The sequence below is a fragment of the Cupriavidus sp. CuC1 genome (assembly GCF_044627735.1).
GTDB lineage: Bacteria > Pseudomonadota > Gammaproteobacteria > Burkholderiales > Burkholderiaceae > Cupriavidus > Cupriavidus ulmosensis.
Genome location: NZ_JBIUHC010000007.1, coordinates 90,800 through 104,407 on the forward strand (window position 1 = coordinate 90,800; position 13,608 = coordinate 104,407).

10 protein-coding genes and 1 pseudogene are annotated in these 13,608 nt (G+C 67.8%); 8 read left to right on the top strand and 3 right to left on the bottom strand.

All coding sequences use genetic code 11. From position 1 onward, the window contains the following. Positions 1-12 precede the first annotated feature (12 nt). Positions 13-1,872, bottom strand: a complete 1,860-nt coding sequence (gene atzF / locus ACGLHR_RS04855; protein ID WP_400092337.1) for an allophanate hydrolase — start codon at positions 1,870-1,872, stop codon at positions 13-15. Positions 1,873-2,245: 373 nt separating this feature from the next. On the opposite strand from atzF, the gene ACGLHR_RS04860 reads away from it, so the two are divergent. Next, complete coding sequence (locus ACGLHR_RS04860; protein ID WP_400092406.1) at positions 2,246-3,523, top strand: serine hydrolase domain-containing protein; 1,278 nt, start codon at positions 2,246-2,248, stop codon at positions 3,521-3,523. A 47-nt stretch (positions 3,524-3,570) separates the two neighbouring features. Here ACGLHR_RS04860 and ACGLHR_RS04865 read toward each other — a convergent pair whose 3' ends face one another. Continuing rightward, the gene (locus ACGLHR_RS04865; protein WP_400092339.1) at positions 3,571-4,416 is read right to left on the bottom strand and encodes a transporter substrate-binding domain-containing protein; all 846 of its coding nucleotides are present in this window, start codon (positions 4,414-4,416) and stop codon (positions 3,571-3,573) included. Positions 4,417-4,591: 175 nt separating this feature from the next. After that, positions 4,592-5,590 (bottom strand): LysR substrate-binding domain-containing protein, encoded by a 999-nt coding sequence (locus ACGLHR_RS04870; protein WP_400092342.1) that lies wholly within the window; start codon positions 5,588-5,590, stop codon positions 4,592-4,594. 146 nt (positions 5,591-5,736) lie between these two features. Between ACGLHR_RS04870 and ACGLHR_RS04875 the strand changes: the two genes are divergently transcribed. From ACGLHR_RS04875 to ACGLHR_RS04905, 7 genes and pseudogenes are all read left to right on the top strand, one after another. Further along, positions 5,737-6,750 (top strand): tripartite tricarboxylate transporter substrate binding protein, encoded by a 1,014-nt coding sequence (locus tag ACGLHR_RS04875; RefSeq protein ID WP_400092343.1) that lies wholly within the window; start codon positions 5,737-5,739, stop codon positions 6,748-6,750. Positions 6,751-6,756: 6 nt separating this feature from the next. After that, a complete protein-coding gene (locus ACGLHR_RS04880; protein ID WP_400092345.1) occupies positions 6,757-8,280 on the top strand; it encodes a UxaA family hydrolase in 1,524 nt (507 codons plus the stop codon). Positions 8,281-8,639: 359 nt separating this feature from the next. After that, on the top strand, positions 8,640-10,124 hold the full coding sequence (locus tag ACGLHR_RS04885) for an NAD-dependent succinate-semialdehyde dehydrogenase (protein ID WP_400092346.1): 1,485 nt from the start codon (positions 8,640-8,642) through the stop codon (positions 10,122-10,124). A gap of 46 nt (positions 10,125-10,170) precedes the next feature. Then, positions 10,171-10,983: a 4-hydroxy-2-oxoheptanedioate aldolase gene (gene hpaI / locus ACGLHR_RS04890; protein ID WP_400092348.1), complete on the top strand. Its 813-nt coding sequence runs from the start codon at positions 10,171-10,173 to the stop codon at positions 10,981-10,983. 94 nt (positions 10,984-11,077) lie between these two features. Continuing rightward, positions 11,078-12,478, top strand: a complete 1,401-nt coding sequence (locus ACGLHR_RS04895) for an FAD-binding oxidoreductase (RefSeq protein WP_400092408.1) — start codon at positions 11,078-11,080, stop codon at positions 12,476-12,478. An 89-nt stretch (positions 12,479-12,567) separates the two neighbouring features. Then, a pseudogene (locus tag ACGLHR_RS04900) lies at positions 12,568-12,795 on the top strand (phospholipase domain-containing protein); the annotation flags it as partial. Positions 12,796-13,194: 399 nt separating this feature from the next. Beyond that, the gene (locus ACGLHR_RS04905) at positions 13,195-13,569 is read left to right on the top strand and encodes a DUF2946 domain-containing protein (RefSeq protein WP_400092350.1); all 375 of its coding nucleotides are present in this window, start codon (positions 13,195-13,197) and stop codon (positions 13,567-13,569) included. The last annotated feature ends 39 nt before the right edge of the window (positions 13,570-13,608 follow it).

Here is a 13,608-nt window from a genome sequence, read left to right on the forward strand (position 1 = left end):
GCGGCTCCCGGGTCAGTTGGCGCTAACGCGGACGTTGCTGCTGGCGAGATAGGCGCGCCAGCCGCCAAAAGCCGTGATATCGCGGGCGCCTTCCAGGCCCCGGGGCTCGCAGATGAACCCGGCGACTTGCCGGCCGTCTTCCAGCATCAGCTTGCCGATGCCAAGCGGCACGGGAATCTCCGCCACGAACGCGCCGAAACTGGCCAGGGGCACATCCCAGAGCTCGACTTCGATCGGCGCGCCCTCACCCGCGCCGGTATGGACCAGCCCGGGCTTGGGCGGCGTCGTATCCGCCAGCGCATAGAGCCGGTAGCAAGCCGCAGTGCGGCATGCCTCCACAAAGGCCGCGTGGCGCGTGAGCAGCTGGTGGTTGAGCGGCATGCCGCTGAGATGGGCGCCGACCACGGCCAGCCGGACCGACCCTGGCGTGACGGGCGTAGCGCGCTGGGCATCAACGGGACAAGGCCGCCCGGTGGCGCCCAGCGGCAGCGCTTGCGCCGCCTGCCACTGCCGGCCAAGACGTGCCAGCGCGCGGTCCGACCAAGCCGGGGCAACCAGCGTGATGCCGGCCGGCAGGCCGTCCTCGCGCGCACCGGCCGGCAACGCCAGCGCCGACAGGTCGGCCAGGTTGGTGAAGTTGGTATAGGTGCCAAGCCGCGCGTTCAGGCGGATCGGATCGTCCTGCACGGCGGCCAGCGTATAGATCGACGGCGCGCTCGGCACCACCAGCGCGTCGACCTTGGCCAGCGCTACGTGGATCGAGCGGGTCAGCGCCGCCCGCCGGTATTCGGCGTTGAACGCATCCATGGCGCTATAGCGGCCAGCCTCCTCGACGATGGCGCGCACGACCGGATCGATCGCGTCCGGCTGGCTGGCGTGAAGCTGGCTCACCGCCAGGAAGCGCTCAACCACCCACGGCCCCTGGTAGAGCAGCGCGGCCAGCTCGGCGAATGGCGAGAAATCAACGGGCACCAGCTTAGCGCCCATGGCCTGCAAGTCCGCCAGCGCCTGCTTGAAACTGGCCTGCGCCTGCGTATCGCCAAAGAACACCAGCTGATCGGGAACGCCCAGCACGGGCGATGGCGCCAGCGCGGCAGGCGCGCTGAGCGGATAGCTGCGCGAGTAAGGATCGGCATGGTCGAAGCCGCCGGCGATCTCCGCCACCAGCGCGGCATCGTCGACCGTCAGCGCGAACACGGAAACGCAGTCCAGCGTGCGGCAGGCCGGCACCACGCCGGCGCTGGACAGCCAGCCCCGCGTCGGCTTGAGGCCTACGATATTGTTGAATGCCGCGGGAATGCGCCCGGAGCCTGCCGTATCGGTCCCGAGCGAGAACGGCACCCAGCCGCGCGCCACGGAAGACGCCGAGCCCGAGCTGGAGCCGCCGCTGACGTACGCCGGATCGAAGCTGTTGGGCACCGCGCCGTAGGGCGAGCGCACCCCGACCAGGCCGGTGGCGAACTGATCCAGGTTCGCCTTGGCCACCACGATGGCCCCGGCCGCCCGCAGCCGCGCCACCGCGCCGGCATCGCGCTCGGCCACATACGCAAACGCGGGACACGCCGCCGTGGTGGGCCACCCTGCCACGTCGATGTTGTCTTTCACCACGAACGGCACGCCGTAGAGGGGAAACGCATCGAGCTTGCCGCCCGCCTCTTCAACCCGAGCCTCCAGCGCAGCCAGCTGGGACTGCAGCCGTGCCACATCCAGGCGCGCGATCCAGGCCGGATCGCCTGCGTCCAGGTCCAGGAACGGGGCGAGCGCGTCCAGCGGCGAGGCGCCTTGCGTCTTGTAAAGCTGTTGCCAGTCAGGCAGGGTCCGGCAACTGCCAAGGCTGGCGGCGGATCGGCGCAGAGGAGTCTTGCTGGTCATCGCTTGTATCCCGGGTTGTATACATGAAGGCGTGCAGACCAACAAAGCAGGAGGCATGCCATGTAAGAAGAAAAATAAATTCCTCTTACCAATCGGGAAATTGGGGATCAGGGCGCCTTCGCGGGCCGAAGACGCATGCAGGGCACCCACGCGCGCCGCACCATGGGGCGGCGCGCGTGGACCTAAATCAGTGCCTGCGGGCAGGACGACGCCGCAATGTGGTGCGTCATAGGCCGGCTCCGTTATTGCATGGTTTATATTGCCCGGGGCTGCTTGCATGAGAGCCCTTTGACTTTTGGAGGTGGTCTTGAAGATGAGCAACGGCGTTCCCCGCCGCGCGGCGATCGCGCTGGCCCTTTGCGGTTTCGGGCTGATGCCTCTGGCATGGGCCGCCGATGCACCGGTGCCATCGGTGCCCGACGCCGCCGCCAGCGATCCCGCCGGCCTTGGCTGGATGAATGGCGCGCCACCGCCGCCCGAGCGCACGGTACGCTTCGACGACGGCAGCTATTGGCAATTCCCCGCCCTGCGCTGGAGCGTGTCGCACTTCCGGGAGCTGATGCCCACCGTCAACGTCTCGCGCGGGCTTGGCACGCCGGTGCCGCTGCCGCGCGCGTTGCGCACCGATATCGACGCGCTGCAGTTCCTGCCGATCGGCGCCACCCAGCCGATGACCTGGGCGCAATCCCTGGCGGCCAACTACACCGATGGCATCGTGGTGCTGCAGCGCGGGCGCATCGTCTATGAGCGCTACCTCGGCGCGCTGAAGGACGACGGCCAGCATGCGGCCATGTCGGTCACCAAGTCGGTCATCGGCACGCTCGGCGCCATGCTGGTCGCAGAAGGCCGCCTGGATGCGAGCAAGCGCTTGGCGGACTACGTGCCGGAGCTGGCCCGATCCGCATTCGGCAATGCCACGGTGCGCCAGGTGCTGGACATGACCACGGGGCTCAAATACAGCGAGGATTACGCGGACCCCGACGCCGAGGTCTGGATGCACGCCCAGGCGGGCAGCCCGCTGCCCAAGCCCAAGGACTACACCGGTCCGCGCAATTACTATGAATCGCTCCAGGCCATCCAGCCGCAAGGCGAGCATGGCGCGGCGTTTGGCTACAAGACTGTCAATACCGATGCGCTGGGCTGGGTCATTGCACGCGTGACCGGACGCTCGGTGGCCGAGCTGCTGTCCGAGCGTATCTGGCGCCGGCTGGGCGCGGAGCAGGATGCGTACTTCACCATCGACTCCATCGGCACGCCCTTTGCCGGCGGCGGCCTGAACACCGGCCTGCGCGACCTGGCGCGCTTTGGCGATATGCTGCGCCGCGACGGCAAGTTCAACGGACAGCAGATCCTGCCCAAGGCGGTGATCGACGACATCCGCCCCGGCGGCGACAAGGCCGTGTTTGCCAAGGCCGACTATCCGCTGCTAAAGGGCGGCAGCTATCGCGACATGTGGTGGGTCACCCATAACGAGCACGGCGCCTACATGGCCCGCGGCGTGCATGGCCAGCGCATCTATGTCGACCCGAAGGCCGAGATGGTGATCGTGCGCTACGCATCGAACCCGGTGGCCGGCAATGCCGCCAACGACCCGACGACGATCCCGGCGTTTCACGCGCTGGCGAAGTACCTGCTCGCCAGGCCGCGCTGAATCCCGCTGATCGGGCAAGTACTGGTTTCATCCGCCGTGGCAATGCCTCAGGCGGGGATCTTGCGGAATTTCTCGTGCAGCTGGCGCAGCAGCGGCGTGGGCGTCATGCCGTTCTTCTTCTCGACCCCGATCAGCCAGCCGGTGCGATGCCAGTCCTGTACGATGCGATCGAGGGCGGCCTGCGTATCGGCTTCTCCCTTGCGCAGCCAGATCACCGACGGCGACGGGATCAGGTCGCGCGGCGAGACGATCTCGAAGTCCTTCCAGTCGGCGTTGCCGTCCACCAGGTCCCGCAGCGTGGGGCTGACGTGCACGGCCGCCACGCAGTTGCCGCCCTTGAGCGCCAGCAGCGACTCGGGCTGCCCCCGGAACGCCTTGATCTGCGCGCCATATTGCTCGGCCAGGGGCTTGGTGAAGTTGCTGCCTTGCGAGACGCAGACGGGCTTGCCCTTGACGTCTTCCCACCTGGCGATGCCGCTGCCCTTGCGCGCGATGGCAGCACCGCCGACCTCCTCGAACGGCGTGGGCACGAAGGACAGGATCTCGCCGCGCTCCTGGGTCCATTGCATGTTGGCGATCAGGATATCGACCTTGCCTTGCTGCAGGAACTGGACACGATTCGACGGCTGCACCTGGATGGTTTCCAGCGCCACGCCCAGGCCCTTGGCCACGCCCTCGGATAGCTCTACGTTATAGCCGATGTGCTTCTGCGTGGCCGGGTCGATGGTGCCGAACGGCGGGCCTGACAGGATCACGCCAACCACCAGCTTGCCGCGCTGCTTGATCTTGTCGAACGTGGCGTCGGCGTGGGCGGGAACGGCTGCCAGGGAAAAGACGGCGCACAAGGCGGCCGCAAGACGGTGAAGCAGCGGGGATCGCTCGAGGGAATGCATGCGGGAGAGGCGTGGGGCCATAAGAGACAAGAAAGAGGAAGGGGAAAACGAAAAGCGAGCGGGCATGTTGCGGGATCGCAAGGGTGCCCACAACAAATGCTTTCAGATATGGATATGCGCAGGGGTGCCGGAAACGTCCGCGTGCCCTGCCTTGCTCGCCCCCGGCGCGACGCGCCTATCGTGCCCGCCGCGCCGCGCGCCCCGTCTTGTCCGCGGCCTTCTTCTCACCCGCAGGCGGCGCGGCGAATTGCCCGGCCGCCGCGCGCAGGCATTCGAGCAGCTGGATGCTGCTGGGCGTGGGCCGCCCCTCGCGCAGCGTGATCACGCCCACCGGCGGCAGCTCCAGGGGCACGTCCATGGGCAGGACATGGAAGCGGCCTTCCCGCTCGAACTGCTGCCCCACCGACCTGGCCAGGAAGCCCACCGCGTCGAGCTGGGTGACGAAGGTAGAGATCGCCAGGTAGGACGACGACTCGATCAGGTCGGTCGGCGGCTGCAGCGCGTGCCGGTAGAACTCCTGCTCGATCTTGACCCGTAGCGAGGCCCACGGCGGCGGCACCACGCAAGGCATGCCGGCCAGGTCCGCCCAGCCCGGCGCGCGCTTGCCCGCCAGCGCGTGGCCGGCGCGCACCACCGCCACCATCGGCTCGTTATAGAGCGGCTCGGTGATCAGGTCCGGCGCGGCGTAGCCGGGCTCCAGCCGCCCGACGATCAGGTCCAGTTCGCTGATGCGCAGCTTGGGCAGCAGGTGGGGCAGGTCGCCCTCCTCCACCAGCACGGTGGCCTGGGCCGAGCGCTGCTTGAGCAGGCCCACGGCTTGCGCCAGCAGCACCGGCAAGGCCGCGCCCATCGACCCCACCCGGGTGCGCCCGGCGGCGCCGCTGGCCTCCGCGGCGATCTCGTCGCGTGTGCGCTCGTATTGCGCCAGCACCGAGCGGGCAAAGCGTACCAGCGAGGCGCCCGCCGGCGTGGGCTCGGTGCCGCGCGTGGAGCGCGTGAAGAGCGTCAGCCCCAGCGCCTTCTCCACCTCGGTGAGCATCTTGGAGACGGCCGGCTGGCTGACGGAGAGAAACTCGGCGGTGTGGCCGAGATGGCGGAATTCGTCCAGCGCCACCACCAGTTGCAGGTGGCGTAGCTTGATGTTGGAGCGCAGCGCGCGGTCGATCTGGGGCATGACGCGATTCTACTTAACTTTAAGGTTATGAAGCCATTCCGATCATTGATTGGATTGTTATGAAGGGCTTTGCCACAATCCTGCCTGACCGATGGAATGTTGCCATCGGCCCATGACTCCAATAACGACTCCTGCGAGGACGACACATGACCGCACCCCACGGCATCAATCACGGGCGACGCCGCCTGCTCATCAGCGGCGCCGCTGCCGCCACGGCCGGCACTGCCGGCCTGTTGCTGCCTGGCTTCGCGCGTGCCGCCGGGTACCCGGAGCGGCCCATCACCTTTATCTGCCCGTGGCCTGTCGGCGGCACCGCCGACCAGTCGATGCGCACGCTGTGCCAGGTGGCGTCGGGCGTACTCAAGCAATCCATCGTGGTGGAGAACCGCGCCGGCGCATCGGGCATGATCGGCACCAAGGCGCTGGCCCGCGCCAAGCCGGACGGCTACACCATCGGCCAGGTGCCGATCTCGGTGACGCGCTTCTCGCAACTCGGCATGCTGCAGCTGGACCCGCGCAGCGAGCTGACCTACCTGGCCCGCACTTCCGGCCAGACCTTCGGCATCGCGGTGCCGGCGAACTCGCGCTTCAAGTCGCTCAAGGAAGTCGTGGCCGAAGCCAAGGCGCATCCCGGCAAGCTCACCTATGCGCATGCCGGGATCGGCGGCGCCACCCACGTGGGCATGGAGGAATTCGCGCAGGCCGCTGGCGTGCGCTTCAATGCCATTGCCTACAAGGGCGGCGCGCAGGCCTTGCAGGACGTGCTTGCCGGGCAGGTCGACCTACTGGCCGATTCCAGCTCGTGGGCGCCCCACGTGGAAGCCGGCAAGCTGCGCCTGCTGGCCACCTGGGGCGACCAGCGCACGCCGCGCTTCAAGGACACGCCGACGCTCAAGGAACTGGGCTACAACGTGGTGGTGGAAGCGCCCAACGGCATCGGCGCGCCCGTCGGACTGGATCCCGCCGTGGAAAAGAAACTGCGCGACGCCTTCCGCCAAGCCGTGGCCAGCAAGGAATTCCAGCAGGTCGCGGCCCGCATCGATGCGCCGGTCATGTACCTGGACGGCCCGGAATACAAGCGCTACATCAGCACGGTGTACGACCAGGAAACCCACCTGATCCAGCGCCTCAAGCTCAAAGAACTGCTGCAACAAGGCTGACCCAACGTGAACTCCGCCGCCCTGATCCGCCTGCATGCGAACGACAACGTCCTGATTGCCCGGGACGCCCTGAGCCTTGGCCAGAGCCTGCCTGAACTAGGCCTGCGCGTGCGCGCGCAAGTGCCCGCGGGGCACAAGATCGCCGCTTGCGCCATTGCCAAGGGAGCGCAGATCCGCAAGTTCGACACCGTGATCGGCGTGGCCGAGCGCGACATCGAGGCCGGCGATCACGTGCATTCGCACAACCTGGCGCTGGTGGATTTCTATCGCGATCCGGGCTTCTGCCAGGATGTGCGGCCGGTGGACTATGTGCCCGAAGCCGAGCGCGCCACCTTCATGGGGTTCGTGCGGCCCGACGGCCGCGTCGGCACGCGCAACTTCATCGGCATTTTGTCGTCGGTGAACTGCTCGGCCACGGTGATCCGGCATATCGCCGACTACTTCACGCCCGAGCGCATGGCGGCCTATCCCAATGTGGATGGCGTGGCCGCCTTTGCGCAAACGAGCGGCTGCGGCATGTCTTCGCCCAGCGAGCACTTCGACGTGCTGCGGCGCACCCTGGCCGGCTATGCGCGCCACCCCAACCTGGCCGGCGTGCTGATCGTGGGCCTGGGCTGCGAGCGCAACCAGGTAGCGGGCCTGATGGAGTCGCAAGGCCTGGTGCCCGGCAGCCACGTGCGCACCATGGTCATGCAGGACAGCGGCGGCACCGCGGCCACCATCCAGGCCGGCATCCGCGCCATCGAGGAAATGCTGCCCGGCGCCAACACCGCCACGCGCCAGCCCGTGCCCGCCAGCCACCTCAAGATCGGCCTGGAATGCGGCGGCTCGGACGGCTTCTCCGGCATCAGCGCCAACCCGGCGCTGGGCGCGGCCATGGACATCCTGGTGCGCCACGGCGGCACCGCCATCCTGTCGGAAACCCCCGAGATCCACGGCGTCGAATACATGCTCACGCGCCGCGCCGTCACGCCGGAAGTCGGCCAGAAACTGCTGGACCGCCTGGCCTGGTGGGAACGCTACACCGCAGGCCAGAATGCCCAGTTCAACGGCGTGGTCGGCCACGGCAACCAGCAAGGCGGCCTGGCCAACATCTTCGAAAAATCACTCGGCTCCGCCATGAAAGGCGGCACCACGCCGCTGCAGGCCGTCTATGAATATGCCGAGCCCATCGAGCAAGCCGGCTTCGTCTTCATGGACTCCCCCGGCTACGACCCCGTCGCCGCCACCGGCCAGATCGCCAGCGGGGCCAACCTGATCTGCTTCACCACCGGGCGAGGGTCGATGTTCGGCTCCAAGCCCGCGCCCACCATCAAGCTGGCGAGCAATACGCCGATGTACACGCGGCTCGAAGGCGATATGGATATCAACTGCGGGCTGGTGCTGGACGGCGAATTGAGTGTTGAGCAGATGGGGCAGCGGATTTTTGAACACATCCTGGAAGCCGCCTCGGGACATCCGACCAAGAGCGAAGCACTCGGGCTGGGCGACAACGAGTTTGTGCCCTGGCATCTGGGCATCGTCAGTTAGGAAGCCCCGCAGCTTGGGACCACCACGAAATGGCGAACGCCCGCCCTCTCCCCCGGCCCCTCTCCCACAAGTGGGAGAGGGGAGCGAACCGGCAGGAGAGTTGGGACATCGATTCGGTTCGGCCGTGATTCCCGCCAGTCAGGCGGGAATCACCCCAGCGCGATGCGAAGCGAGCCGTCAAGGTGTGCCAAGGCCGTATGGGGCGCCTCGGGTAGTCGCCCCATCCGGCGCGCCTTTTTTGCCTACTTTTTTGGCAAGACAAAAAAGTAGGTCGCCTCCCCGAAGGGGAGGTGAAACTGCAGTTGCTTTTGACGTTAAGCAGTTGCAGTTGCAGTCAACCCCCCCCGTAGCCAAAAACCATGACATCCACCCCACTCCCCCTAACCCACCCCGCCCTGCTGCGCACCAGCAACCTAATCGGCCAAGAGTGGTCCGCCGCCCACACCGGCCACCGCCTGGATGTCACCAACCCCGCCACCAATACCATCTTCGCCTCGGTCCCCGACGGCAGCACCAAGGACGCCATCCAGGCAACCGACGCCGCCGCAGCCGCCTTCCCCACCTGGAGCCGCCGCACCGCCCGCGACCGCGCGCAGATCATCAAACGCTGGCACGCCCTGATCCTGGAGCACCAGGAGGACCTGGCCCAGATCATCTCCACCGAACAAGGCAAGCCCATCAAGGAGGCCCGCGGCGAAGTGCTGTACGGCGCGTCCTACGTGGAGTGGTTCGCCGAAGAAGCCACCCGCATCAGCGGCGAGATCGTCGCCGAGTCCGTCCCCGGCCGCAAGATGCTGGTGCTCAAGGAGCCGGTGGGCGTGGTAGCCGCCATCACGCCGTGGAACTTCCCGCTCGCCATGATCGCCCGCAAGATCGCGCCCGCGCTGGCCGCCGGCTGCACGGTGGTGGCCAAGCCCGCCGAAGACACGCCGCTGACCGCGCTGGCCCTGGTCTACCTGGCGCAACAAGCCGGCCTGCCCGCCGGCGTGCTGAACATCGTCACCGCCTCGCGCGCCAACACGCCCGCCGTGGTCGATGCCTGGCTGGCGGATAGCCGCGTGCGCAAGATCACCTTCACCGGCTCCACGCCGGTGGGCAAGCACCTGGCCCGCGAATCCGCCGGCACGCTGAAGAAGCTGTCGCTGGAGCTCGGTGGCAATGCGCCATTCATCGTGTTCGACGACGCGGACATCGATGCCGCCGTCGATGGCCTGATGGCCTCCAAGTTCCGCAACGGGGGCCAGACCTGCGTCTGCCCCAACCGCGTCTACGTGCAGGCTGGCGTGCACGATTACTTCGTCGCGCGCCTGTCGCTGCGTGTCGCCGCGCTGCAGGTCGGCCCCGCCACCGAGGAAGCCTCGCAGATCGGCCCCATGATCAATGCCCGCGCGGTGGAAAAGATCGCCCGCCACGTGGAAGATGCTGTCGCCAAGGGCGCCGTCGTGGTGACCGGCGGCAAACGCGTGCGGCCGGAAGATGGCCCGCACTACTACGCCCCCACCGTGCTCACCAACGCCACGCCGCAAATGGCGTTGTCGTGCGAGGAAACCTTTGGCCCGGTGGCCGCCGTGTTCCGCTTCACCGATGAAGCCGAAGTGGTGCGCGACGCCAACGACACGCCCTTCGGCCTGGCCGCCTACTTCTACTCCAACGACGTGCGCCGCATCTGGCGCGTGGCCCAGGCGCTGGAAACCGGCATTGTCGGCGTCAATGAAGGGGCCATCGCCTCGGAGGCCGCGCCCTTTGGCGGCGTCAAGGAATCCGGCTACGGACGCGAGGGATCGCGCCACGGGCTGGACGACTACATGCACACCAAATATATTTGCCAGGGCCAGCTCGGCTAAGACCCCGCGGCACGCCACCCACGCCCACGACATACTTCGGAACACCATGCCCGCACAAAACGCATTCAAGGCCGCGCTGGCGGCCAGCCAGCCCCAGATCGGCCTGTGGCTCTCGATGGCATCGCCCTACCTCGCCGAAGTCTCGGCCACGGCCGGCTTCGACTGGCTGCTGATCGACGGCGAGCACGCGCCCAACGACCTGCGCGGCACGCTGCATGCGCTGCAGGCCGTAGCCCCGTACCGCTCGCAGCCGGTGGTGCGCTGCGTGGCCGGCGAAGTCCCGCTGATCAAGCAGCTGCTGGATATCGGCGCCAAGAACCTGCTGGTGCCGATGGTGGATACCGCCGAGCAAGCCGCCGCGCTGGTGTCGGCCACCCGCTACCCGCCGCAGGGCATTCGCGGCGTGGGCAGCGCGGTGGGCCGTGCCTCGCAGTGGAACGCGCGCGCCGACTACCTGGCCGTGGCCGACGATGAGATCTGCCTGCTGGTGCAGGCAGAAACCGTGAAGGCCCTGGAGAACCTGGAAGCCATTTGCGCGGTTGACGGCGTCGACGGCGTCGACGGCGTCTTTATCGGCCCCGCCGACCTGGCTGCCTCCATGGGCCATCGCGGCAACCCGGGCCACCCCGAGGTGCAGGCCGCCATCGAAGGCGCGATGCGGACCATCGTCGCCAGCGGCAAGGCCGCGGGCACGCTGACCTCGGACCCCGCCCTGGCGCGCCGCTACCTGGCACTGGGCTGCACCTTCGTGGCGACAGGCGTGGACGTGCTGGTCTATGCCGGCGCGGCGCGCCGGCTGGCCGCGGACTTCATCGGCACGACCGCCGCGCCCGCAGCCGGGCCGTCGGCGGCATACTAATGCCCCGCGCGGCAGCCGCCGCGCCCCCTACACCACAGAGCACGCCCACATGCCGACCGAATCCCACCTCTGCTCCGACACCACCCTGGCCGCCATGCAGGCCATCGTCGGTGCCGGCGCCTGCCTGAGCGGCGACGCCGACACCGAGTCCTACGTCACGGACTACCGCCGCATCTACCGCGGCAAGGCCCAGGTGGTGGTCATGCCCTCCACCACCGAACAGGTCAGCCAGGTCATGGCCTGGTGCCACGCGCATGACGTGCCGGTGGTGCCGCAAGGCGGCAATACCTCGCTGATGGGCGGCTCGGTGCCCGACGACAGCGGCACCGCCGTGCTGCTCAGCCTTGGCCGCATGAACCGCGTGCTGGCCGTGGACACCATCAACGACACCATGACGGTGCAGGCCGGCGTGACGCTCAACGCGGCCCGCACCGCCGCCGAGCAGGAGCAGCGCCTGTTCCCGCTGCGCATTGGCTCGGAAGGTTCCTGCCAGATCGGCGGCAACCTGGCCACCAACGCGGGCGGCACCGCCGTGCTGCGCTACGGCAATATGCGCGACCTGGTGCTGGGCATCGAGGCCGTGCTGCCCGACGGCCGCATCTACTCGTCGCTGCGCGGCCTGCGCAAGGACAACACCGGCTATGACCTCAAGCAACTCTTCGTCGGCTCGGAAGGCACGCTCGGTATCATCACGGCGGCCGTGCTCAAGCTGATGCCGCAGCCGCGCGCCAATGCCGTGGCCTTCGTGGCCGTGCAAAGCCCCGAAGCCGCCGTGCGCCTGCTCGGCGTAGCCAAGCAGCATGGCGGCCAGGCCGTCACCGCGTTCGAGCTGATCTCCGCGCCCGCGCTGGAGCTGGTGCTCGAATACCTGGGCGACGTGGCCTCGCCGCTGCCCGCGCGGCACGACTGGATGGTGCTGATCGAGCTCACCTCCGGCGGCAGCGACGAAAGCCTCAACGCCACGCTGATGGAAATCCTCGAAGCCGGGCTGGCGCAGGAACTGGTGCTGGACGCCGCGGTGGCCGCCAGCCTGGGCGACGCCCAGCGCTTCTGGCGCATCCGCGAGGAAATCTCCGACGCGCAGACCCGCACCGGCGGCAGCATCAAGTGCGATGTGTCGGTGCCGTTGTCGCGCATCGCCGCCTTTATCGGCGACGCCTCGGCCAAGGTGCTGGCGCTGGAGCCCGCCGCGCGCATGGTGATCTACGGCCATATGGGCGACGGCAACGTGCACTTCAACCCGCTGCGCCCCAAGGACCGCAGCGCCGCGGACTTCCTCGGCCAGTGGTACGCGCCGATCTCCGAGGCGGTGGACACGCTGGCCCACGCGGAAAACGGCTCGATCTCCGCCGAGCACGGCATCGGCGTGGCCAAGCGCGACGACCTGAAGCGCTACAAGTCGCCGGTGGAGCTGGAACTGATGTGGCAGGTCAAGCGGGCGCTGGATCCGAAGAACCTGCTCAATCCGGCCAAGATGCTGCCGAAGCTGGACTGACGGCAACGGGTTGCGGCGGGTGCTTTCGCCCGCGACGAATGGCAGCCTCGACTTCAGCCGCTGCCGCTGCCGCTGCCACCAGCGCCAGCGACAAGGCCTGCCGCTTCACCATCACGCCGCAGGCTTACCGCAAGGACGGCCCGTGGCCCGTCGCGGTCGTCGGCAAGGGCAGCGACTCCCGCCACTGGTCCCTCGCAGCAAGCGGCCAGTGGTGTGACTTCGCGGTGACATGCGACAGCGACCCTGCGTTTTATCGGCGTTTTGCCGGGCGGGTGGAAACAGGCAGGCATACGGTGAGCGACCCGGCCATGGGGTGAGCGGGGATACGCTGGGTTGAACGACTGAGGACGGCGGCATAGCGTGGAAGTGGTGCGAGTGAGTTACTGATAATTCATTTTTTGGCATGAGAAATGGCGCGAATTGGCAAATCGCGCCACACTTCGGGAGAATCGCGCCACCCAGCCACCTCGGAAATTCCGCGCAAACCTGTGCCCGCTCACATGCCTTGACGTGCCCGATCACGCTTACAGCCGGACCATCCTCGGCTTGTACGAAATGAAGCGCATGGCATTCCGGCTCAATGAGCGAAACCGTACGCATTTGCCGCTTGGCGCCCATATCCTGGTCCTTGCCTGTGTCAAAATGACGCGTAGTTTGCCTGACCGCCCCAGGCCTTGCCTGGGGTAGACTGCGCCGCGCCCCGCTCCCACATAACGATGACGCTTATCCGCCGCATCCGCTTGACCGCATGGCTTGGCCTGATCGCCATGTGGCTCATCGTGCTTGCGCCGGCAGTCAGCCAGTTCGTGGCCGCGGCCCACGCCAACGATCCCGATGCCGTGATCTGCTCGGCCGCCCAGCCGGGCGACGCCCCCCATCCAATGCCGGGCAGCCAGCTAAACGCCTGCGGCTATTGCGATCTGCTGGCGGATCACGTGCCCCTCCCCACCCTTGCGCCTGCGGCGCTGTCGGCGATCCCCCTGCTGGTGATCGCCACCTCGCACGTGCTAGCCACCCGCTTCACGCCGCTCGGGGCCTTTCCTTCCGGGCGTCCCAGGGGCCCGCCGGCTTTACCTCAATCCCGTCTCTAAGCAACGCACGCCCTTTGGCGTGATCGTGGCGTGCGCGCG

What these genes read in the sequence shown, in the direction of transcription:
- atzF (WP_400092337.1), bottom strand. Translation starts at nt 1,872, where the DNA reads ATGACCAGCAAGACTCCTCTGCGCCGATCCGCCGCCAGCCTTGGCAGT.
- ACGLHR_RS04860 (WP_400092406.1), top strand. Translation starts at nt 2,246, where the DNA reads ATGCCTCTGGCATGGGCCGCCGATGCACCGGTGCCATCGGTGCCCGAC.
- ACGLHR_RS04865 (WP_400092339.1), bottom strand. Translation starts at nt 4,416, where the DNA reads ATGCATTCCCTCGAGCGATCCCCGCTGCTTCACCGTCTTGCGGCCGCC.
- ACGLHR_RS04870 (WP_400092342.1), bottom strand. Translation starts at nt 5,590, where the DNA reads ATGCCCCAGATCGACCGCGCGCTGCGCTCCAACATCAAGCTACGCCAC.
- ACGLHR_RS04875 (WP_400092343.1), top strand. Translation starts at nt 5,737, where the DNA reads ATGACCGCACCCCACGGCATCAATCACGGGCGACGCCGCCTGCTCATC.
- ACGLHR_RS04885 (WP_400092346.1), top strand. Translation starts at nt 8,640, where the DNA reads ATGACATCCACCCCACTCCCCCTAACCCACCCCGCCCTGCTGCGCACC.
- hpaI (WP_400092348.1), top strand. Translation starts at nt 10,171, where the DNA reads ATGCCCGCACAAAACGCATTCAAGGCCGCGCTGGCGGCCAGCCAGCCC.
- ACGLHR_RS04895 (WP_400092408.1), top strand. Translation starts at nt 11,078, where the DNA reads ATGCAGGCCATCGTCGGTGCCGGCGCCTGCCTGAGCGGCGACGCCGAC.
- ACGLHR_RS04905 (WP_400092350.1), top strand. Translation starts at nt 13,195, where the DNA reads ATGACGCTTATCCGCCGCATCCGCTTGACCGCATGGCTTGGCCTGATC.